Origin of the sequence: Curtobacterium sp. PhB130, from assembly GCF_003755165.1 — a bacterium.
GTDB lineage: Bacteria > Actinomycetota > Actinomycetes > Actinomycetales > Microbacteriaceae > Curtobacterium.
On sequence record NZ_RKII01000007.1, the window covers coordinates 711,214 to 736,095 of the forward strand.

Below are 24,882 nucleotides of genomic sequence, written 5' to 3' on the forward strand. Positions count from 1 at the left end.
GCGGCTGACGCGGACGGCTGGGCCGGTGACGCGGGCCGTGCTCGCGCTGGTTCGGGATCGAGTGCGCAGGAGACGTCGAGTCCGGGGACGCAAGTCCGCGTTGTCTGCGCACTCGACGGTCGCGGCGGCGCGCCGACGCGGCGTCGCGCCGGCCTTCCGGCGATCCGGCCTGGAGGCTCGGGTCAGCCGAGCAGGCCGAGTCGCGTGGCCGTCGCCACGGCCCCGACCCGGCTGGTGACGTCGAGCTTTCGGAACACGTTGTAGACGTGGCGCTTCACCGTCCCGACCGCGAGGCCGAGGTCGCCGGCGATCTCGGCGTTCGAGCGTGCCGCGGCGACGAGGCGGAGGACCTCGACCTCCCGGTCGCTGAGCGGTGACCCGGCACGGGCGTCGGTGATCACGTCCACGGGGAACGTCACGGGGGCCGCCGGTCCGGTGCTCGCCCGGACGATGCGCTCGACGAGTTCGCGGCTCGGGGTGTCCTTCGTCACGAAGTCCACCGCGCCGGCGTCGAGGAGCGCACGGCGGAGGACCGCGTCCCGGTGCATGGTCAGGACCACGACGGCGATGCCCGGGTGGTTCCGCCGCACGGTCGCGATGGTCGTGCGGGCCGGGGGACCGTCGAGCTCGACGTCGAGGAGCAGCACGTCGACAGCGGCGGCCTCGGGCCCGTCCAGCACGTCGGACGGGCGCTCACCGTGCGCGACCACCCGGATCGTCGGGACGGACGCCAGGATCGTGGCGAGGCCCTCGCGGAAGAGCCGGTGGTCGTCGACGATCGCCACGTGGGTGATCGAACCCGCACCGCTCACAGCGTGCTCCGCGGGACGACGAGCGTCACCGTGGTGCCGGCGCCGGGCGCGCTCGCCACGTCGAGGCCGGCGCCGATGAGGGCCGCCCGCTCCCGCATCGTGGACTGACCGAGGCGGCCCTCGGCGTGCGTGGTGCCGTCGAAGCCCGGGCCGTCGTCGTGCACGGTGACCGTGAGCCTGTCCGGCTGCCAGTCGAACCGGACGTGCGCCGCGGCGTCACGTGCGTGCTTCCACCAGTTCGTGAGCGCCTCGAGGAGGATCGTCAGCGACTCCTCGGCCCGCCAGTTCACGAGGACCCCCGGCGTGCCGTGCGATGCGATCGTGACGCGCTCGGTGTCCGGGAACAGGTCCGCGACGTGCCGTGCCAGCGCGGCGTCGAGCAGGTCGTCGCCGACGCGGGCGTGCAGCGCGACGGCGAGGTTCTGCACGTCCCCGAGCGCCCTCCGGAGCTGCGCTGCCGCCGCCTCGAGCTGCGCCGTGCGCTGCGGCGCCGGGGGATCGGTGAGGAGCGCGAGGTCGATGCGCTGCAGGCCGGCGAGGATGCCGTGCGCGACCCGGTCGTGTAGGTCGCGGGCGATGTGCGCCCGGGAGTCCAGGTTCGCCGTCGTGACGCGTTGGCGGAGCGCCTCCGTGTACGCCACCGCTCCGGCCGGGAAACGGCTCCAGATGCCCGCGTGCAGCGCCCTGGAGGCACGGAGCAGCTCGGCGGGGGTCGTCGCGCCGACCTCGTCGACGAACACGGGCAGGTACTCGTCGAAGAGCACCTCGGCCGCGAGCATCGCGCCGGCGGGGTGCTGCATGTGCTCGGCGTGCAGGGCGCCGGTTGCCAGGTGCTCGTCGGCGAGGAGCTGGTCGCTCGTGATGGACGACTCCTGCCCGGCGGCGTAGCGGCGGTGGGCGTCGGTGAGCATCGACGTGACGTTCTCGAACAGGCTCGCGGCCATCACGGGGTCGTCCCGGAGCTCGGGGAACATCGCACCGATCCGGACGAGGACGGGCGTGAGCTGGTCGGGGATCTGCATGGCGCTGCCAGGCTAGCGGGGGAGCCGTCCCGGCAGGTCCGGGCGCCGTGCCGTGTGTCCTCGGACGTACGTCCCACCCGCACCCCAGGAACGGCGAAGGCCCGGATCCGTGTGGATCCGGGCCTTCATCTGTCGGGGTGACAGGATTTGAACCTGCGACCTCCTCGTCCCGAACGAGGCGCGCTACCAAGCTGCGCCACACCCCGAGGTGTGTTGGCCACTCCGTGAAGCGACCTGCAGAAGTCTAGCGGATGTTCGGGGGTGCTCACGCCACTTCGTCGTCAGCCGGGCGAGTCGCCCCCGAACCCCGCGCCGGAGCGCCCGATGGCTCAGGCGGTCCGGGCGGTCAGCGTGACGACGACGGCCTCGGGACGGACGGCGAACCGCACCGGCGCGTAGATCGACGTGCCGAGGCCCGCGGAGACCTCGAGCCAGGACCAGTGCGTCCGGTTCTGCCAGCGGTGCAGTCCGCCGGCGTACTCGCGGGGGAGGTCGCAGTTCGTGACGAGCGCGCCGAAGCCCGGGACGGCGACCTGGCCGCCGTGCGTGTGGCCGGCGAAGACCACGTCGGCGCCCTGGCGCACGAAGGCGTCGAGCACCCGGCGGTACGGGGCGTGCGTGACGCCGATCGACACCGGCGCGGGGCCGTCCTCGTCCTCGGACCAGGGGACCTCGCCGCGCATCTCGTCGACGTTCGTCGGGAGCAGGTCGAGGCGGTCCCAGTCGCGGTGCGCGTCGGACGTGCCGAAGAGCTCGAAGCGGGACCCGCGGACCTCGATCGCGTGCGCCTTGTCGTTGAGGTCGAGCCAGCCGAGCGACTCGAAGTACGCCGTCTGCCGCTCGACGTCGAGGTCGACCGGCTTCGCCTTCGCGTGCATGCTGCTCGGGCCACCGAAGTACTTCAGCGGGTTCCGGGGGGAGGGGCCGTAGAAGTCGTTCGAGCCGTACACGAACGCACCGGGGACGCCGCGGAACGGCTCGAGCGCGTACTCGACCGCGGCGTTCGCCGTCGGGTGCCCGAGGTTGTCCCCGGTGTTCACCACGAAGTCCGGCTCGACGAGGCTGAGGTCCCGCAGCCACTGCTGCTTGTCCGCCTGCCACGGGGCCATGTGGATGTCCGAGAGGTGCAGGACCACGACGTCACGGGAACCCGGCGGCAGGACCGGAACGGTCTCCCAGCGGATCCCGAAACGCCGGCGTTCGACGAGCGACCCCCATGCGGCCGCGGCCGCACCGGTGACCGCGCCGGCAGCGAGGACCCCCGCTGCAGCGCGACCGCCTCGGGTCACTGGCACTTCTCCGGTGCCTTGCCGTCCTTGTCGCCGAAGAGCGTCACGGTGACCTCGGCGGACTTGGCGGCGTTCGAGCCGACACCAGGGTCGACCGAGGCGACGCGGCACTCCTGCTTGCCGTTGCCCTTCTGGTACGAGTCGGACACCGCGACGTTCGTGAAGCCAGCGTCACCGAGCTGCGACCGGGCGTCCTCGACGGACTTGCCGGCGACGTTCGGCACCGCGGCCTGTGAGCCGTCGGTCGTGTAGACCGTCACGCTCGAGCCCTTGGACAGGAGCGAGCCCGACGCCGGGGAGGTCGAGGAGACGGTCCCTGCCGTTCCGGCACCGGCCTGCGTGCCGCCGTCGACGTAGGTGAAGCCGGCGGACGCGACGAGCGAGCGTGCTTCGTCCGTGGTCTTCCCCGCGAGGTTCGGCACCGCGACGCTGTTGCCGCGGATCGCGCTGGCGGTCGGGGCCGGGAAGGCCTCGCCCGGGTACTGCGCGTTGATCGGGGTCATCGCCTGTCGCCAGACATCGGCACGCGCGCTGGCGTAGGAGCCGCCGGCGCCGCTGTAGTAGTGGCGGAGGTTGGTCTTCCCACCGTCGGTGTTGCCCTGCCAGTACGCGGTCGCGACCTTGGTGCTGCCGCCGACGAGCCAGATCTGGTCCGCTTCGTCGGTGGTGCCCGTCTTCGCGAACATCTGCGTGCCGTCGGCCGTCTGCGCACCGACCGCGGTGCCGTACTGGATCGTGCCGCGCATGGCGTAGGCAGCGGTCGCGGCGACGGTCGGGTCGAGGACCTGCGAGCACTCCTTCGGCTGGCCGCCGAGGCTCTTGCCGTTCGCGTCGGTGATGTTGTCGATCGCGATCGGCTTGCAGTAGGTGCCGCCGTTGGAGATCGTCGCGTATGCGGACGCCATGGTCAGCGGCGCGATCTCGTTGATGCCGAGGACCGAGGTCGGGTTCGACTTCAGCTCGCCGCCGTCGGCGCGGTGCACGCCGAGGTCTTCGGCGGTCTTCTTGATGTCGCAGAGGTCGAGCTTCTGCGCCATGTTGAGGAACGCGACGTTCACGGAGAGCGCGGTGGCGCGGGCGACGGTGTAGTTGCCGTTCTCACCCGGGCTGTCGTTCTTCGGCGTGTACCCGCCGGCGTAGTAGGGCTGGCCGCACTCCGTCCACCCGGAGGACATCAGGCGCGGTGCGCCGCTCACGCTCTCGTTGAGGCCGTGGCCTTCCTTGAGCCAGTCGAGCAGCGTGAAGACCTTGTACGTCGAGCCGGTCTGGAAGCCGCCGGAGCCGCCGTACTTGTAGTCCGTCGCGTAGTTGATCGAGGTCGATGTCGACGCGGACTTCAGCGCCTGGTCGTAGTCCTTGTTCTGCGCCATCGTGAGGATGCGCCCGGTGGACGCCTCGACCGAGTTCATCGTCGAGCCGAGCGCGAAGGCCGTCTCGGTCTTCGGGTCGTGGACGTTGAGCAGCTGCTTCTGCTGCGCGTTCAGTCCGACGTCGAGCGTGGTCTGGATCTTGTAGCCGCCGTTGCGCCACGCGGTGGCGCGTTCCTTCGCGGAACCGCCGAGCTGGGACATCTCCTTGACGACCTTGACCGCGTAGTCGCAGAAGAAGCCGGCACCGTCACCGACGGCGGCCTTGCAGCCCTGCGTCGGCTCGGTGAGGTGCACGTAGTCCGCCGGCTTCGAGGCGATGGCCGCGTCGTACTCCGCCTTCGTCAGGTGCTTCTGCGCGTACATCGACTTGAGGATGACGTCGCGGCGCGCGACGTTGGCGTCGTAGTACTTCGGGTCCGACAGGTTGCGGGTGTTCGGCGACTGCACGATCGCGAGGATCGACGCGGCTTCCTGCGGGGAGAGGTTCGTGGCGTCCTTGTTGAAGTAGTGCTGCGCCGCCGCCTGCACGCCGTAGGTCCCGTCACCGAAGAACGCGATGTTCAGGTACCCGGTGAGGATCTCCTTGTGCGTGTACTTCTTCGCGAGGCCGATCGCGAGCTTCATCTCCTCGAGCTTGCGGGGGATGGTCTGCTCGACGGCGTCGTTGTAGGCCTTCTCGCGCTCTTCCTGCGTGGGGAGCTCGAGGGCCTGCTGCATCTTGATGTTGCGGACGAGCTGCATCGTCAGGGTGGAGCCACCACCCGACTCGCCGAGCCCGCCGGCCAGGCTGCCCACACCGGCACGGACGAGCGAGGTCATGTCGACCCCGCCGTGGTCGTAGAAGCGCTTGTCCTCGCCGTCGATGGCGGCGTTCTTCAGCTGGTCGCTGATCTGGTCGAACTTGAGTTCCTGGCGGTTCTGGTCGTAGACCGTCGCCAGACGCACCGACTTGCCGTTCTGGTACGCGTACAGCTCGTTGCGCTGCGGGAGGTCACCGATCTCGATGTACTCCGGCAGGGACTCGAACACGCCGATGGTCGACGTCGTCGTGACACCGGCGACCGCGATCGCGGGGGTGACACCGATCGTGACCAGCAGGCCGGCGAGCACGCTGAAGCCGACGAATCCGATGAAGGCGCCGACTGCAGAGACGGGCTTGGTCCGCGAGGCAGACGTCTTCTGGGCAGACATAGGATGCAGCCTAAACGACACCCCCGACTCGAAGGCTGGCAAGGAACCGCATGACGCGCTGGGAATACCTCACGACCCCGTTGATCATCCACAACACCACCGCCATCCTCAACAACTTCGGGGAACAGGGGTGGGAGCTCGTCCAGGTCGTCACCGGCCCCGAAGGCGGGCTCGTCGCCTACCTGAAGCGCCCGGCGGCCGACGCGTGAGCATCGCGGACCGGCTGACCGAACTGGGCCTCACGATCCCGGCCGTCGCCGCCCCGGTGGCCGCGTACGTCCCCGCGGTCGTCACCGGCTCGTACGTCTACACGGCCGGCCAGCTGCCGTTCGTCGACGGCGCGCTGCCCGTCACCGGCAAGGTCGGTGCGACCGTGGACGCCGAGACCGCCACGGCACAGGCCCGACAGGCGGCGCTCAACGGGCTCGCCGCCGTGCAGTCCGTCGCGGGCTCGCTCGACCGGGTCGCCCGCGTGGTCAAGGTGACGGTGTTCGTCGCGTCCGACCCGTCCTTCACCGGCCAGCCCGGCGTCGCGAACGGCGCGTCGACCCTGGTCGGCGACGTGTTCGGCGACGCCGGCATCCACGCGCGGAGCGCTGTGGGCGTCGCGGTGCTCCCGCTGGACGCGCCCGTGGAGGTCGAGCTGGTGGTGGAGCTCACCGCCTGACGGACCGTCAGCAACGCGTGTGACGTGAGTGGGGCCTCCAGTCCGGATCGGACGGGAGGCCCCACTCGCGTTCCGCGGTCTACATGAGATCCGCGATGGTCGCCATGATCGTCGGGTCGGCCAGCGTCGTCGTGTCGCCGATGCGACGGCCCTCCGCCGCGTCGCGGAGCAGCCGGCGCATGATCTTGCCCGACCGCGTCTTCGGCAGTTCCGGCACGATCACGATCTGCCGGGGCTTCGCGATCGCCCCGATCCGCTGTCCCACCCACGAGCGGAGCTCCGCGGCCACGGCGTCACGGTCGACGCCCTCCGCGGCCTCCGCCGTGAGGATCGCGAACGCGACGATCGCCTGCCCGGTGGTCTCGTCCGCGGCACCGACGACGGCCGCCTCGGCGACGCCCTCGTGCCCGACCAGTGCCGACTCGATCTCGGCGGTCGAGAGCCGGTGCCCCGACACGTTCATCACGTCGTCGACGCGGCCCTGCACCCAGATGTCGCCCTGACCGTCGAGCCGCGCGCCGTCGCCGGCGAAGTAGCGGCCCTCGAACCGGGACCAGTACGTCTCCACGAAGCGGTCCGGGTCGCCCCAGATGCCGCGCGCCATCGACGGCCACGGCTCGGTGATCGTGAGGTAGCCGCTCTCACCCGGGTCGGCGCGGTTGCCCTCCTCGTCGACGATCTCGGCGACGATCCCCGGCAGCGGCGTCTGCGCGGCACCGGGCTTCAGCTTCGTCACCCCCGGGAGGGCGGAGATCATGATCGCGCCGGTCTCGGTCTGCCACCACGTGTCGACGATCGGCGTGCGGTCGTGGCCGATCACCTGGCGGAACCAGTGCCACGCCTCGGGGTTGATCGGCTCGCCGACGCTGCCGAGCAGGCGGAGGCTCTCGAGGCTGTGCTCGTCCGGGACCTTCCGGCCGGCCTTCATCGCCGCGCGCACCGCGGTCGGTGCCGTGTAGAGGACCGTCACCCCGTAGGCGTCGACGAGGTCCCACCAGCGGCCGGGCTTCGGCTCGTCCGGCGTGCCCTCGTACAGGACCTGGGTGACGCCGTTGGCCAGGGGGCCGTAGACGACGTAGGTGTGCCCGGTGATCCAGCCGATGTCGGCGGTGCACCAGTAGACGTCCTTCTCCGGGTGCATGTCGAACACGTTCTTGTGCGTGTAGGCGGCCTGCGTGAGGTACCCGCCGGAGGTGTGCACGATGCCCTTCGGCTTCCCGGTCGTGCCCGAGGTGTAGAGGATGAAGAGGGGGTTCTCCGCGGGGAAGGCCTCGGCCTCGTGGTGCGGGTCCGCCTGCTGGAGGGCGTCGTGCCACCACAGGTCGCGCTCGTCGTCCCAGGCGATCTCGTTGCCGCCGCGCTTCACGACGAGCACGTGCTCGACGCTGTCGGTGCCCTCGCCCTGCAGGGCCTCGTCCACCGCCGGCTTCAGCGGGGACACCGCCCCACGGCGCCAGCCGCCGTCCGCGGTGACCACGAGCTTCGCCTCGGCGTCCTCGATGCGGGCGCGGAGGCTCTCCGCGCTGAACCCGCCGAACACGACGGAGTGCACGGCGCCGATGCGGGCGACGGCGAGCATCGTCACGACGGCCTCGGGGATGAGGGGCATGTAGACGACCACACGGTCGCCCCGCGTGACGCCGAGGTCCTGCAGCATGTTCGCCGCACGCTGGACGTCGGCGGTCAGCTCGGCGTAGGTGATCCGCCGGGTGTCGCCAGGAGCGCCCTCGAAGTGGATCGCGACCCGGTCGCCGTTCCCCGCGCGGACGTGCCGGTCGAGGCAGTTCTCCGCCACGTTCAGCTCGCCGTCGGCGAACCAGCTCGCGAACGGGGCGTTCGACCAGTCGAGCGTCTGTGTGAACGGCGTCCGCCAGTCCAGGAGCGTCCGTGCCTGCTCGCCCCAGAAGGCCGGGCGGTCGGTGCTCGCGGCTTCGTGGAGGTCCTCGTGCGCGACGGCGTCGGCCACGAACTCCGGGGGTGGCGGGAACGTCGGGGCCTCTGCTGCTGTGCCGTCGTTGCTGGGGTCGACCGTGGTCGGAGTGGACATCGATGTCCTTTCGCGTCGTTGCGTCCTTCGTTGCAGTCGGAGACTACCCCTCCGGGTCCGCCGGGATTCGCTCTGGGCGGACGGCGGATCCGGCGCGCCGGGGTTGCCCTGGTGGTCGTGTTGTGGGGTACAGTGGTTCCCGCCGGACTCGTTTCCGGTGGCATCGGATCGGATTCCCCCCAATCCTCCGTTGTCTTGGCGGCACCTGTTCCCCCCAACCGGTGCCGCCTCTTCTTTTTCCCGGGCCGGTCGCGCTGACGTCATGACGTCGGCGGCCGGCCCGTTGTGCGTCCGATCCGCGTGTCCGTGCGGCAGCGCGGCTCCGTGTCCACCCTGTGGTGGACAGACCGGTCCATGCTTTCGTATGGGGATCGCGCACGCTCGGAGACGGCATCGGCCGACGGTACGGCTGCCGCCCGGGCCGATCCGTGCCGCGGTCGGGACGTCGCCCCGGTGTGGAGGAGCGGGGTACGTCGGCTCCGATCGGGGGACAAAAGTGCGCACTGCTGGGGACGGGAGGTCCTCGTCCCCAAGAGACGGCGTCCCGGTCGATCGGCTCGCGCTGCGCCCTAGCGTGCTCCGGATGCACCGTCACCGCGCATCGTCGTCGCCGTTCCTCCCTGTTCCGGCTGTTCCCGGCATCCCGCACGGGGTGCGCAGTGCACGCGGGGAGCGCGGCGCGCGGGGTGTCCGTGCCGCCGTCCGGATCCGGCCGGGCGTCGACCTCGTCGAGTTCGAGGAACTCGCGCACCTCGTCGCCGACGACACGGTGACGGATGTCCTGGTGCAGGGCGGCGCCGGCGTCTGGGCGGACCGCGGCGACGGGCTCGTCGACGGTGGGATCGTCCTCGGCGAAGCACGCACGCGGGAGCTGGCTGGCCGGCTCGTCGCATCCGGGGGCCGACACGTCGACGAGACGACACCGATCGCGGACGTCCGGCACGGCGACGGCATCCGGGTCCACGTCGTCCTCGCGCCGATCGCCGTCCGTGGCACCGCGATCTCGATCCGGCTCCCACGCGCGGAGCGGCCGACCATCGCCGACCTCGAGCGCTCCGGGACCTTCGACCGGGTCGGACCGGGCATCGTGGCGGACGCCGTCCGCGAGCGCCACAACGTGCTCGTGTCCGGTGCGACGGGCAGCGGGAAGACGACGCTGCTCGCGGCGATGCTCGCGCTCGTGCCGCACGACGAGCGCATCGTCACCGTGGAAGACGTCGCCGAGCTCCGGATCGACCACCCGCACGTCGTCGCGCTCGAGTCCCGGCAGGCCAACACCGAGGGGGCGGGCGCGCTCGGGCTCGACCGGCTCGTCCGGGAGTCCCTGCGGATGCGACCGGACCGGGTCGTCGTGGGGGAGTGCCGCGGCGCCGAGGTCCGCGAGCTCATGTCCGCACTGAACACCGGGCACGACGGGGGCGCCGGCACGCTGCACGCCAACGGGATCGAGGACGTGCCGGCGCGGCTCGAGGCGCTCGGCGCGCTGGCCGGCCTCGAGCCGTCCGCCCTCGCCCGGCAGGCGGTGAGCGCGTTCGACCTCGTGCTGCACGTCGAGCGGCGGCGCGGGGTGCGGCAGCTGGTGGCGGCCGGGAGGCTCGTGGTCGACCCGGCCGGGCAGCTGGCGGTCGAGCGGGTGGCGGGGTCCGCGGGCGGTGGCCGGGTCGCGGGCGGTGGCGGGTTCGCGGCGGCGCGGCACGGGTGAGGGGCACGGGCGCGGGGTCCGCTCGGTCTCCGGTGTTCGACGCGGTCGGTGCGGCGCGGGTCCTCGACCGGGTGGCCACGCTCGTCGCGGCGGGGGTGCCGCCGCCGCGGGCGTGGGTGCTCGTCGGTGCCGGTGCCGGTGCCGGTGCCGGTGTCGTTGCTGGTGTCGGTGCCGCTGCTGGTGCTGCTGCTGCCGGTCCGGGGTCGGGTGCCGGGGATCCTGCTCGAGCGGACGTCCGGGCGGTGTTGGCGGTCGCCGCGCGGACCGGTGCGCCGATCGCGCCGACACTCCGTGCGCTCGCCGCGGCGCTCCGACGCGCGGCCGCCGGTGAACGCGCCGTCCGGGTGGCGCTCGCCGGCCCCCGCACCAGTGCGAACGTCGTCCTCGCGCTGCCCCTGCTGGGGCTCGTGCTCGGCGCGCTGTGGGGAATCGACACCGCCTCCGTGCTCCTCGGGTCCCCGGTCGGGTGGGCCTGCCTCCTCACCGGCGCGGCACTCGTCGCCGTCGGCCGTGTCTGGTCCGCTCGCCTGGTCCGCGCCGCCGAGCCCGACGGTCGCATCCCCGGTGTCGTCCTCGACGCGTGGGCGGTGGCGCTGTCCGGCGGGGGCGCGTGGTCCGGGGCGCGCTCGGCCGTCGAGGACGCGTTCGGTGACCGCCCGCTCGGTGCCGCCGAACGACACCGGCTCGCGGAGACGCTCGGCCTGGCGCGACGGGCCGGTGTCCCTGCGGCCGCCCTGCTCCGTGCAGCGGCGGAGGACCTGCGGGACGACGACGCGGCGGACGCGCTCGCCGCGGCGGAACGGCTCGGCGTGCGGCTCGTCGTTCCCCTCGGGGTGTGCGTCCTGCCCGCGTTCGTCCTGGTCGGGGTGGTGCCGGTCGTGATCGGCATCCTCTCCTCCACCGTCGTGGGGTTCGGCTGACCTCTCCACTGGTCTCGTTCCCGCCCGGTCCGGCGGCGCGCCGACCGCGAGGCTCGTGTGCACCGACAACAACGAGAAAGGGACACCACCCATGGCACTGCAACCACATCCTCCGCTCCTCCTGCACCGGCTGCGCACGCGGCTCTCGGACGACCGCGGGTCCGCCACCGCCGAGTACGCCGTCGTGATCCTGGCCGCCGTCGCGTTCGCCGGCGTGCTCGTCGCGGTGATGCGCTCGGGAGAGGTCCAGTCGATCCTCACCGAACTCGTCCGCGGTGCGCTCACCTCGTGACCGCACGGTGCCGTCGCGCCGCGGGGGCGCGGACCGGGACGCTGACCGAGGCGCTGACCGGGCCGCTGACCGGGCCGCTGACCGGGGCGCGGTCACGGTCGAGTTCGCGGTCGCGCTGCCGGCGGTGGCCGTCGTGCTCACGCTCGCCGTCGCCGGGGTCCTCCTCGTCGACGCGCAGGGCCGGCTCCAGGTCGCGGCCGCCACCGCGGCGCGCGCCTGGGGACGGGACGACGACGCCGCCGGACGATCAGCGGTCGATCGCCTCGCACCGGGGGCGGTGGTCGGGGTGACGCGTGCCGACGGGCTCGTCTGCGTGACGGTCACGCGCGGCACGGGGTCGGGGCCGTTCGCCGGGCTCACGCTGCGCGGCACCGGCTGCGCGGCCGACGGTGGGGGCTGACCGTGGCGCGGACGACGGCCGCGGTCACGGTCACGGCGACGGCGACGGCGACGGCGGCGACGGCGACGACGGGGACGCGCGAGCGCGGGTCGGCGGGGACGCGCGAGCGCGGGTCGGCGGGGACGCGCGAGCGCGGGTCGGCGGGGACGCGCGAGCGCGGGTCGGCGACCGTCGTGGTCGTCGCGCTGGTCGCGGTCGTCTCGCTGGTCCTCGGGTCGGTGCTCGCCGCAGCGGGGGTCCGGACGGCGTCGGTGCGCGCTCAGGGCGCTGCCGACGCGGCAGCGCTCGCCGGTGCCGCGGCCGCGGCCGGGCTGCTCCCCGACGAGGTGTGCGTGGCCGCGGCCCGTGTGGCCCGCGGCAACGGCGCGGTCCCGGGTGCGTGCGAGCGCTCCGGGGCGGTCGTCCGCGTCGCGGTCGTCGCCCGCTCCGGTCCGTTCGGCGTCCGGGCGGTCGCCGTCGCCGGTCCTTCCTCAGAACCGCAGGTGCCCGGACGGCCGTCTTCCCGCGGGCATCCCCGACACTGTGTGTATGGTGTGCCTGTCGGCCCGCCGGTCATCGATGTCCCGGTCGACCCGGATGCACGTCGTCCCAGGGCCGACAGCACCATCGATCAAGGAGTCACGTGCCAGGCACGAAGAAGCTCGTGATCGTCGAGAGCCCCGCGAAGGCGAAGACGATCGCGCAATACCTCGGTGACGGATACGAGGTCCAGGCGTCAGTCGGGCACATCCGTGACCTCATCGAGCCCAAGAACCTCCCCGCCGAGTTGAAGAAGGGTTCGCTCGGCAAGTTCTCCGTCGACGTCGACAACGGGTTCGAGCCGTACTACGTCGTGTCCGACGCGAAGAAGAAGACCGTCGCGGAACTCAAGCGTGCCCTCAAGGACGCCGACGAGCTCTACCTCGCAACTGATGAGGACCGCGAAGGCGAAGCCATCGCGTGGCACCTCCTGCAGGTGCTGAAGCCGAAGGTCCCCGTCAAGCGGATGGTCTTCCACGAGATCACCAAGGAAGCGATCCAGCGAGCGCAGGAAGCGACGCGCGAGCTCGACACCGCGCTCGTCGATGCGCAGGAGACCCGCCGCATCCTCGACCGCCTCTACGGCTTCGAGGTGTCGCCGGTCCTCTGGCGCAAGGTCGGTCCCGGCCTCTCCGCCGGCCGCGTGCAGTCCGCCGCCACCCGGCTCGTCGTCGACCGTGAGCGCGAACGCCTGGCGTTCGTCTCTGCGAACTACTGGGACCTGACCGCCCGGTTCGAGAAGGCCGGCGAGGGCGCCTTCCCGGCACGCCTGGCCCGGATCCACGGCACCCGCGTCGCGTCCGGTCGTGACTTCGACGACCGCGGCAACACCACGTCCGAGGCGGTCCGCCTCGACGAAGCGTCGGCGACCGCGCTGACCGGTGTCCTCGAGCGTGCCGGGGACGCCGTCGTCCGCAGCGTCGACTCGAAGCCGTACACGCGTCGCCCCGCCGCACCGTTCACCACGTCGACCCTGCAGCAGGAAGCGGCGCGCAAGCTCCGGTTCTCCGCCAGGCAGACGATGAGCGTCGCGCAGTCGCTCTACGAGAACGGCCACATCACCTACATGCGAACCGACTCCGCGTCGCTCTCGCAGCAGGCGATCGCAGCCGCCCGGAAGCAGGCAGCGGACCTCTACGGCGCCGACACGGTGCCGGACAAGCCCCGCAGCTACGCGGGCAAGAGCAAGAACGCCCAGGAAGCCCACGAGGCCATCCGTCCCGCCGGTGACGTGTTCCGCACGCCGTCGCAGATGGAGAAGGTGCTCCGCGGCAACGACTGGAAGCTCTACGACCTGATCTGGAAGCGCACGGTCGCGTCGCAGATGGCCGACGCCAAGGGCTCGACCGCCTCGGTCGTGCTCGGCATCACGTCGTCGGAGTCCGTCGAGGGCATCGCGTCGACCGCCGCCGGCACCGATGTCGAGTTCACCGCGTCCGGCACGGTCATCACCTTCCGCGGCTTCCTCAACGCCTACGAAGAAGGCCGTGACGAAGAGCGTCACGAGGGCGCATCGGCGGCTGCGGACGCCAAGGACACCAAGCTCCCGTCGATGACCGAGGGTGACCACCTCGGTGTCGACGAGGTCGAGGCGAAGGGCCACGACACGTCGGCGCCCCCGCGCTACACCGAAGCGAGCCTGGTGAAGACGCTCGAGGAGCTCGGCATCGGCCGTCCCTCGACGTACGCGGCGATCATCTCGACGATCGTCGACCGCGGCTACGTCACCCCGCGCGGTACCTCGCTGGTCCCGAACTGGATCGCGTTCAGCGTGGTCCGGCTGCTCGAGGACTACTTCGGCGACCTGGTGCAGTACGACTTCACCGCCGAGATGGAGAACGACCTCGACCGCATCGCCAGCGGCGAAGAGGACCGGGTCGACTGGCTCAAGGAGTTCTACTTCGGTGGCGGCGACCAGCGCGGGCTCCGCACGGTCATCGACAACCTCGGTGAGATCGACGCGCGCGAGATCAACTCCGTCGAGCTCTCCCCGGGCCTGACGCTCCGCATCGGGCGCTACGGGCCCTACATCGAGACGCCGAGCGACGACCCCGAGAAGCCGCGCCGCGTCAACGTGCCGGAAGACCTCGCACCGGACGAACTCACCGCCGAGAAGGCGCGCGAGCTCGTCGAGGCACCGGTGGTGAGCGACCGCGTCGTCGGGATCAACCCGGAGACCGGCAAGGAAGTCCTCGCGAAGGACGGCCGTTTCGGGCCGTACGTGACCGAGCGCACCCCGGAGCCCGAGCCGACGGCTGACCCGTCCACCGGTGAGGTCATCGAGCCCGCCGCGACGACGACGAAGGCCAAGGCGACGAGCAAGACCGCCACGGCCGTGGCCGACGCACCCGCGAAGAAGAAGACGACGAAGAAGGCCGCGGCGCCGAAGGAGCGCACCGCGTCCCTCTTCAAGTCGATGGACCCGCAGAGCGTCGACCTCGAGACCGCGCTGAAGCTCCTCGACCTGCCCCGCACCGTCGGGACCGACCCGGAGTCGGGCGCCGAGATCACGGCGCAGAACGGCCGGTACGGGCCCTACCTCAAGAAGGGCACCGACACCCGGACGCTCCCGAGCGAAGACGCGATCTTCGACGTGGACCTCGCCGGCGCGCTCGAGCTCTTCGCGCAGCCGAAGTACGGCGCGAAGCGTGCCGCGAGCGCCGCGCTCAAGGAGTTCGAGGCCGACCCCGTCTCCGGCAAGCCGATCAAGGTCAAGGACGGCCGGTTCGGTCCGTACGTGACCGACGGTGAGACCAACGCCACCATCCCGCGTGGTGAAGAGGTCGAGACGGTGGACTTCGAGCGTGCGGTCCAGCTGCTCGCGGACAAGCGCGCCAAGGGTCCGGTCAAGAAGAAGACCACGACCACCCGGCGCGCTCCGGCCAAGAAGAAGTGACCGGGCGCTTCATCACGCTCGAGGGCGGTGACGGCGCTGGGAAGACCACCCAGGCCGAACTGCTCACGGCGTGGCTCGAAGCGAACGGCCGAACCGTGGTGCGGACGCGTGAGCCCGGTGGCACCGACCTCGGGCTCCGCATCCGCGAGATCGTGCTGCACGAGCGCGGCCACGTGTCAGCGCGTGCCGAGGCGCTGCTCTACGCGGCCGACCGGGCGCACCACATCGAGACCGTGGTCCGACCCGCCGTCGCCCGCGGTGACATCGTGCTGCAGGACCGCTACATCGACTCGTCGGTGGCGTACCAGGGGGTCGCGCGCGGCCTCGGTGCCGAGCAGGTCCGCAGCGTCTCCGACTGGGCCGCGGACGGACTCGTCCCCGACCGCACGGTCCTGCTCGACCTCGACGTGACCGAGGGACGTGCCCGCGTCGCCGCCGCCCGGGGCGACACGTTCGACCGGCTCGAGTCCGAGGCGGCGGCGTTCCACGAGACCGTCCGTTCGGCGTTCCTCGGGATGGCCGAAGCGGAGCCGTCGCGGTTCCTCGTCGTGGACGCGGCTGCCCCGGCGGGCGACGTCCAGCGGGCGATCCGCGCGGGCCTCGCACCGCTCGTCGGGATCGACGCGTGACGGACCGGCGTCCGTGCCCGCACCGTGGTCGTGGCACGTCGGTGGTCCCTGACAGGATGTCCTCGTGAGCGTGTGGGACGGCCTGACCGGGCAGGAAGAAGCGGTCGCCGCGCTCCGGAACGCCGCTGAATCACCGGACGGCACCGGCGGGATGACCCACTCGTGGCTGATCACCGGACCGCCCGGATCGGGACGCTCCAACGTCGCGACCGCGTTCGCCGCGGCCCTCGTCGGATCCGGCCCGGACGACGACCACACGCTGCGCCAGATCACCGCGCACACCCACCCCGACGTCTCCGTCCTGACCACGCAGCGCGTCATCATCACCATCGACGAGATCCGGCAGCTCGTCACCTCCTCGTACTACTCACCGTCGGTGGGCCGGTGGCGCGTGGTGATCATCGAGGACGCCGACCGCATGACCGAGCGCACATCGAACCTGCTGCTCAAGGCGCTCGAGGAACCGCCGGAGCGCACGGTGTGGATCCTGTGTGCGCCGAGTGAAGCGGACCTCCTCCCGACGATCCGGTCCCGCGTCCGTTCGGTGCGCCTCCGGGTACCCGGCATCGAGTCCGTCGCCGACCTCATCGTCGCCCGCACCGGGGTCGACCGCGCCCTCGCGACCGACGCCGCGCGGCAGGCCCAGAGCCACATCGGCATGGCGCAGCGCCTCGCGACGAGCTCCGACGCACGCGACCGCCGACGCCGCACCCTGCAGACCGTGCTCCGCATCCGGAGCGTCGGGGAAGCCGTGACGGCCGCAGCCGAGCTCCTCGCCGTCGCGGACGAAGACGCCAAGGCGATCACGCAGGAGCGCGACTCGGAAGAACGCGACGCCGCACTCCGGTCGCTCGGCGTCGAACCGGGCGGCACGATCCCGCCGGCCCTGCGGTCCCAGCTGCGCGCGATGGAAGAGGACCAGAAGCGTCGCGCCACCAGGAGCCTGCGCGACGGGCTGGACCGGATCCTCGTCGACGTCTCCTCGCTCTACCGCGACCTCCTGCTGCTCGGGCTCGGCGCACCGGGCGAACCGGTGAACCTCGCGATGCAGGACGACCTCGACCGGGCGCTCGGGTCGGTCCCGCCGGCCGCTGCGCTCGAGGTGCTGGACGCAGTCGCCCTCGCGCGGACCCGCATCGCCGCGAACGTCGCCGCACTGCTCGCCCTCGAAGCGCTGCTCGTCACGATCGTCCGCGCACTCCGCTGAGCAGCGCCGCCCGGGCACAGCGCCGCCACGCGCGCCGAGCGACGCGGTCCGGGCGCGCTGCGGGGCCGGCGTGCGACAATCGCCCCATGCCCGATGCAGAACCCGGCCTGCGTGAACGGAAGCGACGCGCCACCCGACTCGCCATCCAGCAGGCTGCGCTCCGGATCGCGGTCGAAGGGGGCCTCGCGGCCGTCACGGTGGACGAGATCTCGCGCCGCGCGGACATCTCCCCGCGGACCTTCTTCAACTACTTCCCGAGCAAGGAACAGGCGATCCTCGGGGACGACCCGACGCTGCCGGCCGACGATGCGCTCGATGCCTTCGCAGCCGGTGGTCCCTCGGGGAACCTCCTCGCCGACGTCGGTGCGCTCCTGGTGCACTCGACCGAGGAACTGATCGAGGAACGCGGTCTGATCGAGGAACGCCAGCAGGTCCTCCGCGCCAACCCGGAGCTGTTCAGCCAGCGGATGGCGTCGATGAAGGAGTTCCAGGCGGAGCTCGAGGACGTCATCGCCCGGCGGCTCACCCGCGACGACCCGACCCTCGCCACGGACGAGCGTGCACTGCGTCGTCGGGCGCGGCTGGCGTCCCTCGTGTCGCTCGCGACCCTCCGGCACGCGTGGTGGGAGTGGTCGGAGTCACCGGCCGAATCGCACCTCGTCGACGACCTCCAGCGGTCCTTCGACGAGCTCGGCGCGCTCGTTTCGCGCTCGCTGGTCTGAACCTGTATAGTCGTGTCCCGTGCCGCTCCGGGAACGGAGCGTCCGCCGCCTTAGCTCAGTCGGTAGAGCGATTCACTCGTAATGAATAGGTCGTCGGTTCGATTCCGACAGGCGGCTCCACGAAGAAGGGCCCCGATCCGCTTGCAGAAGCGGATCGGGGCCCTTTCCCGTGGTCAGGTCGCGGCGGCCATCGCCCGCTCGACCGCGGCGATCGAGAACGCCACGTCGTCGTCATCGGTGGACCAGTTGCTCACCGAGATCCGCAGGACGTCCCTGCCCTGCCAATGCGATCCGGACATCCAGACCGCGCCCTCCCGGATGAGTTCCTGCGTGACGGCCCGGGTGTGCTCGTCGGACCCGAACGTCAGGCAGACCTGGGTGAAGACGACGTCGTTCAGCACCGCGACGCCCGGCAGCCGGGACAGTCCGGCGGCGAGGGCCTGCGCGTTCGCCACGAGCCGCTCCACCAGGTCGACGACCCCGCTGCGTCCGAGCTGTCGGAGCGCCGCCCACACCGGCACCCCGCGGGCGCGGCGGGACATCTCCGGGACCAGGTCGAAGGGCTCCGACGCGTCGGAGGGGTCGCGGATCAGGTAGGCCGTCTGCGTCCCGAGCGCCGCACGCGTGACCGACGGCCGCGCGACGATCGCCAGACCGCAGTCGTACGGCACGTTGAGCGTCTTGTGGGCGTCGGTCGCCCAGGAGTCCGCCGTCTCGACGCCGTCGAGCATCGGCCGCAGGGTGGGGCTCGCGGCGGCCCAGAGCCCGAACGCCCCGTCGACGTGCACCCAGGCGCCGTGGTCGTGCGCCACGGCGACGGCTTCGCGCATCGGGTCGAAGGCGCCGGAGTGCAGGTTGCCGGCCTGGAGACACACGATGACCGGTCCCTCCACCGACTCCAGGTGTGCGCGGAGCGCCGGGACGAGGATCCGGCCCTGGTCGTCCGCGTCCACGAGCGTCGGCGCGCCGAAGCCCAGGTACCGGAGCGCGAGGTCCAGCGAAGTGTGCCGTTCCGCGCCGACGAGCACCGTCACCGGGGGAGCGCCGATCAGCCCGGCGACGTTGACGTCCCAGCCGACCGCGTCGAGGACCGCTGCGCGTGCCGCGGCGAGGCCGGTCCAGTTCGCCATCGTCGCTCCCGTGGTGAACCCGACGTCCGAGCCCGCCGGCAGCCCGAGCACGTCGAGCAGCCATCCACCGGCCACGTCCTCGATGGCGGCGGTCGCGGGAGTCGGGTACCGCATCGCGGCGTTCTGGTCCCACGCGCTGACGAGCCAGTCCGCGGCCATCGACGCCGGGAGGGTCCCGCCGATCACCCATCCGAAGAACCGGCCGGACGGCATCGCCATCAGTCCGGGCTCGGCGAGGGTCGCGAGCTCGTCGACGACGTCGGCCGCCGCGGTCGGGCCGTCCGGCAGGGGACGACCGAACGCCGCCGTCATCGCGTCGACGTCCTGCGACGGTGCGACCGGGCGATCGGGGAGGCTCTCGATCCACGCGACCGCGTGCGCCTGGGCCCGTGCGAGTGCGGCGCGGTGGTCATCCGGATCGATGTCCATGCGGTGATGGTCGTCCCGTTCGGTCACACCCGCAAGCCCCTTCCGACGCCGGACCGGTCCGGAATCCGGCCACCCACCGGACGGGAGGCGCGGTGCGGGGCCGACCCGAGCCTCCAGGCCGGTTCTGGTCGCGACCAGTTCACGGACTGGTGCACGAAAGCGACAGTGGTCGAGAGCTGCGCTCCCGACCACTGTCGCTTTCTGGTGGTACTCCTCGCGGCGTGCTCAGACGTCGCGAGCACGCGCGACCGCGATGGCGGCCGCGCCGACGGCGACGACCTCCGCGGCCAGCACGGCGAACCCGCCCCAACCGTTCAGCACGAGCCCCGTCGTGGCACCGGTCTCGGCGGCCGGCGAGGCGTACGTGAAGAGCTGCCCGCCGGCGTCCGACGGCAGGAACCGGCCGACGTCGGCGATCCACTGCGCACCGGTCAGCCCGGCGAAGATCGACAGGATGACGGGCAACACCAGGAGGATGCCGAGGGTGATCGCGATGCCGCCGGCGCTCGACCGGACGAGCAGCCCGATGCCGTACGCGAGGAGTGCGAGCAGCGTGACGTAGACCGAGGAGCCGAGGATCGGCAGGAACACCGCCGGGTCGGCGAGGTCCGGGCGGATCCCGTTCGCCGCCTGCAGCGGCGTCGCGATCAGCACACCGATCCACGTCGACACGACGCTCACGACGAAGGTCGCCAGCGCGAGCACGAACGCCTTCGCGAGGATCACGCCGATCCGCCCCGGGTCGGCCGTGAAGGTCGAACGGACCTGTCCGGTGCCGTACTCGCCGGTGATGATGAGGACGCCGAGGACCCCGACCACCAGGGCCGTGATCGACACGCTCGCGGTGTTCACGCTCACCGTGGTGGCGTTCGCGGCGTCGGTCGGCATCGCGGCACCGTCCTGGTTCACGAACGTGCCGATGAGCACCGCCATCGCGATGGTCAGGACGACCAGGATGGCGTAGCACCAGACCGTGGACCGGATGCTGCGGAGCTTGATCCACTCGCTCCGGACGAGGCGGGGGAAGCTCAGGCCGGTGTTCGCCGGCAGGGTGGTGGTGGCGGTGGTGGCGCTCATCGGGTGCCCTCCGATCGGTACTCGACGTCGTCGCGGGTGAGGGCCATGTACGCCTCTTCCAGGCTCGCGCCCACCGGGGTGAGCTCGTGGAGGACGACGCCGGCCTGCGCGGCGATGGTGCCGACGGCGGCCGCGTCCGGACCGACGACGAGGAACGAGCCGTCGTCACGCGGGGTGACCGCGGAGGCGGCCGGGCCGATCGCCGCGAAGAGCTGGTCCGGCATCGGGGTGCGGACCACGACGCGGGAGCCTCCACCGCCGGCGGTGCCGGCTCCGGCGACGAACTCCGCGATCGGGGCGTCGGCGAGCACCCGCCCGCGGCCGAGGACGACGACGCGGTCGGCGGTCTGCGCCATCTCGCTCATCAGGTGGCTCGAGAGGAAGACCGTGCGGCCGTCGGCGGCCATGCGCCGGGCGAGCTGCCGGACCCACACCACACCGTCGGGGTCGAGCCCGTTGACCGGCTCGTCGAGGATGAGGGTGCGTGGGTCGCCGAGGAGCGCCGCGGCGATCCCGAGTCGCTGCCCCATGCCGAGCGAGAACCCGCCGACGCGCTTGCGGGCGACCGAGTCCAGCCCGGTCATGTCGATCACCTCGTGCACGCGGGACTTCGGGATGCCGTGCGTCGCCGCGAGCGAGAGCAGGTGGTTGTACGCGCTCCGTCCGGAGTGCACCGCCTTCGCCTCGAGCAGCGCCCCGACCTGGCGGAGCGGGTCGCGGAACTCGCGGTAGGGGCGCCCGTTCACGGTGGCACGGCCGGCGGTCGGCCGGTCCAGCCCCATGATCATGCGCATCGTGGTGGACTTCCCGGCGCCGTTCGGGCCGAGGAAGCCGGTCACGCTGCCCGGCCGTACGACGAACGAGACGTCGTCGACGGCGAGCTTCGGACCGTAGCGTTTGGTGAGATGGTCGACTTCGATCACGGCGGCCACGGTACGGCAGCCCGCCGGGGCGGCACGTCCCCCTCGGGATGGAGATCCCGCCGCTGTGTCAGGCCGGGCCGAACTCGTGCACGCGGGCTTCCCACGGCCGGAGTTCGTCGGCGACCTCCGGTCGGCCGAGGTTGCCGAGCACGAGCGTCTCGAGCCGACTGCTGATCGCGGCGGGCAGCATCACCACGGACGACGACAGGTTCGCGACCACGACGAGCGGCGGTTCGGACTCGTCGACGAGCGTCCGGGTGAACGCCCAGAGCGACGGGTGGTCGGGCTCGAGCAGCGCGAACTCGCCGAGCCGCACCGTCCGGGACGCGTGACGGAGGTCGATCAGCCGACGGTGGTGGTCGAACACCGAGCGGTCGCCGGCGGCTCGGTCGGCCGCGACGGTGATCGACGGCCAGCCCTGCCCCATGCCGATCCACGGGGTGACGGCCGAGAATCCGCCTGCGGGCGCAGAGTCGTCCCAGGGGATCGGCGTCCGGGCGTTGTCCCGACTGCGGAACGCGAGCGCGTCGAGGGCGTCCGGGATGGACGTTCCGCGCCCCACGGCGCCTCGGAACCAGTTCAGCGACTCGATGTCCCGGTAGTCCTCGATCCGCTCGAACCCTGCGTTCACCATGCCGATCTCGTCGCCCTGGTACACGTACGGGGTGCCGCGGTGCAGGTGCAGGACGGTGGCGAGCAGGGTCGCGGACTCGTACCGGAGCGTGAACGGATCGGCGTCGAACCCGGCAGCGGCGGCGACCGCGGCGGCACCGAACCGCGAGACCGGGCGGGGCTGGTCGTGGTTGGCGAGGTAGAGCGAGTTCCAGCCGGACTCCGCCAGCCCGGTCTGCCAGCGGGCCAGCGAGGTCTTCAGCGCCGGCAGGTCGAACGGACGGTTGTCGAACTTCGTGTCCGGGCCGTGGTCGAGGCCGACGTGCTCGAACTGGAACACCATGTCGAGTTCACGGCGCTCCGGGTCGGTGAACAGTGCCGCGTCCGCCACGGTGACGCCGGGCATCTCGCCCACGGTGAGGAGCGCGTCCCGCCCGGCGAACACCCGCTCGTGCATCTCCTGCAGGTGGTCGTGGATGCGGGGCTGCATCACGTAGCCGGCGCTGCCGTCCGACAGCGACGCCGGGTCCTTCGCGATGTGGTTGATGACGTCCATCCGGAAGCCGTCCACACCGCGGTCCAGCCAGCCGTTCATCATGGCGTAGACCGCGGCGCGGAGGTCCGGGTTGTCCCAGTTCAGGTCCGGCTGCTGGGGCGTGAACATGTGCAGGTAGTACTGCCCGGTGCCGGGGTCCCAGCTCCACGCCGGGCCACCGAACGCGGCGCGCCACTCGTTCGGCTCGTGGCCGTCGACGGGGTCCCGCCAGATGTACCAGTCGTGCTTCGGGCACGCGCGCGACAGCTTGGCGGCGCGGAACCACGGGTGCTGATCGCTCGAGTGGTTCACGACGAGGTCCATCACCAGCTTCATCCCGCGGCGGTGCACCTCGACGAGCAGCGCGTCGAACTCGTCGATCGTGCCGAACAGCGGATCGATGTCCTCGTAGTCGCTGATGTCGTACCCGTTGTCGGCCTGCGGGGACCGGTAGACGGGGGAGAGCCAGATCACGTCGACGCCGAGGTCAGCGATGTGGTCGAGGTGCTGCCGGAGCCCGGCGAGGTCCCCGACTCCGTCGCCGTTGCCGTCGGCGAAGCTCCTCGGGTAGACCTGGTAGACCACTGCGTCCGTCCACCACGGCTCTGGACCACTCACTGCTGACGCCTCCTCGCGCTCGCCCTCCCCGTCTCGTCCGACGCTACGACTGCTCAGGGCAGGTAGTACGTCGGGTTCGGCAGTTTCACGGCTCGGTCCGCTGAGCCGCCCAGCAGGTCGCTGTACTGGTCGCCCAGGTTGGCGACGACGTCGTAGTGTCCGCCGCTCCGGGATTCGATGTGCGCCCGGGTCTGCGACTTGTACTCGACCGTCGTGCACTTCGCCGTGGCGCAGGTGACGTACGACGGCTGCGTGCTCGTGCCGACGCCCGTCCACTTCGTGTAGTACGTCTGCGTGCCGTGCTGCTCCGCGGCGAACTGCGGGTACCCGACCTTCTGCAGGTTCGCGATGGTCGCCGCCTTCTGGTCGTCGTTCCGTCCGGTCAGGCCGATGACGGTGCAGCCGGAGCGCTGGGCGATCGACACGAGCGAGGTCATCGACGGGGTGGCGGGGAAGCGCTGGTCCTGCACCCAGACGTCCTGCTCGGCGGTGTCGAACACGAAGTGCATGTCGCCCACCTCCATGTCGTAGGTCCAGAGGGTGGTGTCGTCGGCGTCGAGCACGATCGCCGGGTTCCGGTGCTGGTGCCGGCCGACGGCGCACTGCGCGGCGATGACCGGCGCCTGGCGTGCGACGATCGAGCGCAGTTCGCGGATGTAGGGGGAGTCGGTCTTGTTCGCGATGCCGGTGCCCGGGTCGCCGTAGTACGTCGCGATCGTCTTCTTCACGGAGTCGATGTTCGGGATGCCCTCACCGCCCTGGTTCGCACCCGATGACCCGTCGGCCGCCATGCTGAAGTGCGTCCACGGCGACAGCGACGGCTCGGAGACGCCCGGCAGGTCCGTCGAGGGCAGGTAGTACGTGGGGTTCGGCAGCTTCAGGTTCCGGTCCGCGTACCCGCCCTGCAGGTCGCTCCACTGGTCGCCGACGTTGAGCGTGATGTCGTAGCCGAGGTCCTGCTCGATGTGCTTGCGCGTGAGGGCCTTGTACTCGACGGTGGTGCACGACGCGGCGGCGCACGAGATGTAGGACGGCTGCGTGCTCGCGCCGACCCCGGTCCACTTGGTGAAGAAGTTGGCGCTCGTGAAGCCCTGGTACCCGACCTTGGTCAGGTTCGCGACGGTGGCGGCCTTCTGGTCGTCGTTCCGGCCGGTCAGCCCGAACACCGTGAAGCCCATCTTCGCCGCGGTGTTCACGAAGCCGACCATGGACGGGGTGGCGGCGAAGCGCTGGTCCTGCACCCAGACGTCCTGTTCCGCGGGGTCGAACACGAAGTGCATGTCCGCGACTTCCATGTCGTACGTCCACAGGGTGGTGTCGTCGGCGTCGAGGACGATCGCCGGCTTCTCCCCGCGCCGCACGGCACGGTCGTGGATCTGCCGCAGCTGCTTCGTCTGCCGGTCCACGATGGACCGCATCTCGCGGATGTAGGGGGAGTCGGTCGTGTTCGCGATGCCGGTGCCCGGGTCGCCGTAGTACGTCGCGATCGTCTTCTTCACGGAGTCGATGTTCGGGATGCCCTCACCGCCCTGGGTGGTGCCGGAGGAGCCGTCGGCCGCCATCGTGAACGAGGTCCGCGGCGTCAGCCCGGCATCCGGGTCGTGCCCGTGTCCGGGGGAGCCCCACCCGTGTGCCGATGCGGGAGCGGCACCGACGACGGTCGACGTCACGACGAGGGCCGCGCCAGCGGCGGCGATGGAGAGGAACCGGGAAGTGGACGCGAGTCGGCGCATGGGTTTCCTGATCTGGGAGCGGCGACCCCCGGTCGGGGGACGTGGCAGCACGCTAGCTGGCAATCAGCAGTGGAGTCCATAGCGAACCGCTGCATGTGGACAGACGACGGTGCGGCAGTGCTGTGGAGGAGCGGGCTGGT

At 71.6% G+C, this 24,882-nt stretch carries 21 protein-coding genes and 2 tRNA genes; 12 read left to right on the forward strand and 11 right to left on the reverse strand.

Annotated elements, in window-relative coordinates; genetic code table 11:
* Positions 1 to 182: 182 nt before the first annotated feature.
* The 5 genes from EDF24_RS09220 to EDF24_RS09240 form a co-directional block, all read right to left on the reverse strand.
* Entirely contained in the window at positions 183 to 812 is a 630-nt protein-coding gene (locus tag EDF24_RS09220; RefSeq protein WP_123702354.1) for a response regulator transcription factor, read from the reverse strand.
* Entirely contained in the window at positions 809 to 1,834 is a 1,026-nt protein-coding gene (locus tag EDF24_RS09225; protein ID WP_123702356.1) for a sensor histidine kinase, read from the reverse strand. Before EDF24_RS09225 ends, EDF24_RS09220 begins: the two co-directional genes overlap by 4 nt.
* 132 nt (positions 1,835 to 1,966) lie before the next feature.
* Positions 1,967 to 2,040 (reverse strand) — tRNA-Pro (locus EDF24_RS09230).
* 123 nt (positions 2,041 to 2,163) lie between these two features.
* Positions 2,164 to 3,123, reverse strand: a complete 960-nt coding sequence (locus EDF24_RS09235; RefSeq protein WP_123702359.1) for a metallophosphoesterase — start codon at positions 3,121 to 3,123, stop codon at positions 2,164 to 2,166.
* Positions 3,120 to 5,684: a transglycosylase domain-containing protein gene (locus EDF24_RS09240; RefSeq protein ID WP_123702361.1), complete on the reverse strand. Its 2,565-nt coding sequence runs from the start codon at positions 5,682 to 5,684 to the stop codon at positions 3,120 to 3,122. Before EDF24_RS09240 ends, EDF24_RS09235 begins: the two co-directional genes overlap by 4 nt.
* Before the next feature lie 50 nt (positions 5,685 to 5,734).
* Between EDF24_RS09240 and EDF24_RS19155 the strand changes: the two genes are divergently transcribed.
* Positions 5,735 to 5,893, forward strand: coding sequence for a hypothetical protein (locus tag EDF24_RS19155; protein WP_165931552.1), 159 nt, complete (start codon positions 5,735 to 5,737; stop codon positions 5,891 to 5,893).
* Positions 5,890 to 6,351, forward strand: coding sequence for a RidA family protein (locus tag EDF24_RS09245; protein ID WP_123702363.1), 462 nt, complete (start codon positions 5,890 to 5,892; stop codon positions 6,349 to 6,351). Before EDF24_RS19155 ends, EDF24_RS09245 begins: the two co-directional genes overlap by 4 nt.
* A 79-nt stretch (positions 6,352 to 6,430) precedes the next feature.
* Here the strand turns inward: EDF24_RS09245 and acs are convergent, their stop codons facing one another.
* Complete coding sequence (acs, locus tag EDF24_RS09250; protein ID WP_123702365.1) at positions 6,431 to 8,398, reverse strand: acetate--CoA ligase; 1,968 nt, start codon at positions 8,396 to 8,398, stop codon at positions 6,431 to 6,433.
* A gap of 583 nt (positions 8,399 to 8,981) precedes the next feature.
* Here acs and EDF24_RS09255 point away from each other — a divergent pair.
* From EDF24_RS09255 to EDF24_RS09300, 10 genes are all read left to right on the forward strand, one after another.
* Positions 8,982 to 10,100 carry a TadA family conjugal transfer-associated ATPase gene (locus EDF24_RS09255; RefSeq protein ID WP_123702652.1) on the forward strand — a complete coding sequence of 373 codons (1,119 nt, stop codon included), beginning with the start codon at positions 8,982 to 8,984 and terminating at the stop codon, positions 10,098 to 10,100.
* A 32-nt stretch (positions 10,101 to 10,132) separates the two neighbouring features.
* The gene (locus EDF24_RS09260; protein WP_123702367.1) at positions 10,133 to 11,020 is read left to right on the forward strand and encodes a hypothetical protein; all 888 of its coding nucleotides are present in this window, start codon (positions 10,133 to 10,135) and stop codon (positions 11,018 to 11,020) included.
* A 91-nt stretch (positions 11,021 to 11,111) separates the two neighbouring features.
* Entirely contained in the window at positions 11,112 to 11,312 is a 201-nt protein-coding gene (locus EDF24_RS09265) for a DUF4244 domain-containing protein (protein WP_123702369.1), read from the forward strand.
* A 7-nt stretch (positions 11,313 to 11,319) separates the two neighbouring features.
* Positions 11,320 to 11,712 carry a TadE family type IV pilus minor pilin gene (locus EDF24_RS09270; protein ID WP_123702371.1) on the forward strand — a complete coding sequence of 131 codons (393 nt, stop codon included), beginning with the start codon at positions 11,320 to 11,322 and terminating at the stop codon, positions 11,710 to 11,712.
* A 2-nt stretch (positions 11,713 to 11,714) separates the two neighbouring features.
* Positions 11,715 to 12,359 carry a pilus assembly protein TadG-related protein gene (locus EDF24_RS09275; protein ID WP_123702373.1) on the forward strand — a complete coding sequence of 215 codons (645 nt, stop codon included), beginning with the start codon at positions 11,715 to 11,717 and terminating at the stop codon, positions 12,357 to 12,359.
* A complete protein-coding gene (gene topA, locus EDF24_RS09280; RefSeq protein ID WP_123702375.1) occupies positions 12,335 to 15,127 on the forward strand; it encodes a type I DNA topoisomerase in 2,793 nt (930 codons plus the stop codon). Before EDF24_RS09275 ends, topA begins: the two co-directional genes overlap by 25 nt.
* The gene (gene tmk / locus EDF24_RS09285) at positions 15,124 to 15,756 is read left to right on the forward strand and encodes a dTMP kinase (RefSeq protein WP_123702377.1); all 633 of its coding nucleotides are present in this window, start codon (positions 15,124 to 15,126) and stop codon (positions 15,754 to 15,756) included. Before topA ends, tmk begins: the two co-directional genes overlap by 4 nt.
* A gap of 64 nt (positions 15,757 to 15,820) precedes the next feature.
* Positions 15,821 to 16,963 (forward strand): DNA polymerase III subunit delta', encoded by a 1,143-nt coding sequence (locus EDF24_RS09290; protein WP_123656059.1) that lies wholly within the window; start codon positions 15,821 to 15,823, stop codon positions 16,961 to 16,963.
* Between the two features lie 86 nt (positions 16,964 to 17,049).
* Positions 17,050 to 17,685, forward strand: coding sequence for a TetR/AcrR family transcriptional regulator (locus EDF24_RS09295; RefSeq protein ID WP_123656060.1), 636 nt, complete (start codon positions 17,050 to 17,052; stop codon positions 17,683 to 17,685).
* A gap of 44 nt (positions 17,686 to 17,729) precedes the next feature.
* Positions 17,730 to 17,805 (forward strand) — tRNA-Thr (locus tag EDF24_RS09300).
* 53 nt (positions 17,806 to 17,858) lie between these two features.
* On the opposite strand, the gene EDF24_RS09305 is transcribed toward EDF24_RS09300, so the two are convergent.
* The 5 genes from EDF24_RS09305 to EDF24_RS09325 form a co-directional block, all read right to left on the reverse strand.
* A complete protein-coding gene (locus tag EDF24_RS09305; protein ID WP_123702379.1) occupies positions 17,859 to 19,244 on the reverse strand; it encodes a pyridoxal-dependent decarboxylase in 1,386 nt (461 codons plus the stop codon).
* Positions 19,245 to 19,469: 225 nt separating this feature from the next.
* Positions 19,470 to 20,321, reverse strand: a complete 852-nt coding sequence (locus EDF24_RS09310; RefSeq protein WP_123702381.1) for an ABC transporter permease — start codon at positions 20,319 to 20,321, stop codon at positions 19,470 to 19,472.
* A complete protein-coding gene (locus EDF24_RS09315) occupies positions 20,318 to 21,244 on the reverse strand; it encodes an ABC transporter ATP-binding protein (RefSeq protein ID WP_123656068.1) in 927 nt (308 codons plus the stop codon). The genes EDF24_RS09310 and EDF24_RS09315 overlap by 4 nt, the downstream gene beginning before the upstream one ends.
* A gap of 67 nt (positions 21,245 to 21,311) precedes the next feature.
* Entirely contained in the window at positions 21,312 to 23,009 is a 1,698-nt protein-coding gene (locus EDF24_RS09320; protein WP_260233399.1) for an alpha-glucosidase, read from the reverse strand.
* 53 nt (positions 23,010 to 23,062) lie between these two features.
* Entirely contained in the window at positions 23,063 to 24,742 is a 1,680-nt protein-coding gene (locus tag EDF24_RS09325) for an HAD family acid phosphatase (protein ID WP_123702383.1), read from the reverse strand.
* Positions 24,743 to 24,882: the final 140 nt, after the last annotated feature.

What these genes read in the sequence shown, in the direction of transcription:
- EDF24_RS09255 (WP_123702652.1), top strand. Translation starts at nt 8,982, where the DNA reads ATGCACCGTCACCGCGCATCGTCGTCGCCGTTCCTCCCTGTTCCGGCT.
- EDF24_RS09310 (WP_123702381.1), bottom strand. Translation starts at nt 20,321, where the DNA reads ATGAGCGCCACCACCGCCACCACCACCCTGCCGGCGAACACCGGCCTG.
- EDF24_RS09295 (WP_123656060.1), top strand. Translation starts at nt 17,050, where the DNA reads ATGCCCGATGCAGAACCCGGCCTGCGTGAACGGAAGCGACGCGCCACC.
- EDF24_RS09305 (WP_123702379.1), bottom strand. Translation starts at nt 19,244, where the DNA reads ATGGACATCGATCCGGATGACCACCGCGCCGCACTCGCACGGGCCCAG.
- acs (WP_123702365.1), bottom strand. Translation starts at nt 8,398, where the DNA reads ATGTCCACTCCGACCACGGTCGACCCCAGCAACGACGGCACAGCAGCA.
- EDF24_RS09225 (WP_123702356.1), bottom strand. Translation starts at nt 1,834, where the DNA reads ATGCAGATCCCCGACCAGCTCACGCCCGTCCTCGTCCGGATCGGTGCG.
- EDF24_RS09325 (WP_123702383.1), bottom strand. Translation starts at nt 24,742, where the DNA reads ATGCGCCGACTCGCGTCCACTTCCCGGTTCCTCTCCATCGCCGCCGCT.
- EDF24_RS09240 (WP_123702361.1), bottom strand. Translation starts at nt 5,684, where the DNA reads ATGTCTGCCCAGAAGACGTCTGCCTCGCGGACCAAGCCCGTCTCTGCA.
- EDF24_RS09265 (WP_123702369.1), top strand. Translation starts at nt 11,112, where the DNA reads ATGGCACTGCAACCACATCCTCCGCTCCTCCTGCACCGGCTGCGCACG.
- EDF24_RS19155 (WP_165931552.1), top strand. Translation starts at nt 5,735, where the DNA reads ATGACGCGCTGGGAATACCTCACGACCCCGTTGATCATCCACAACACC.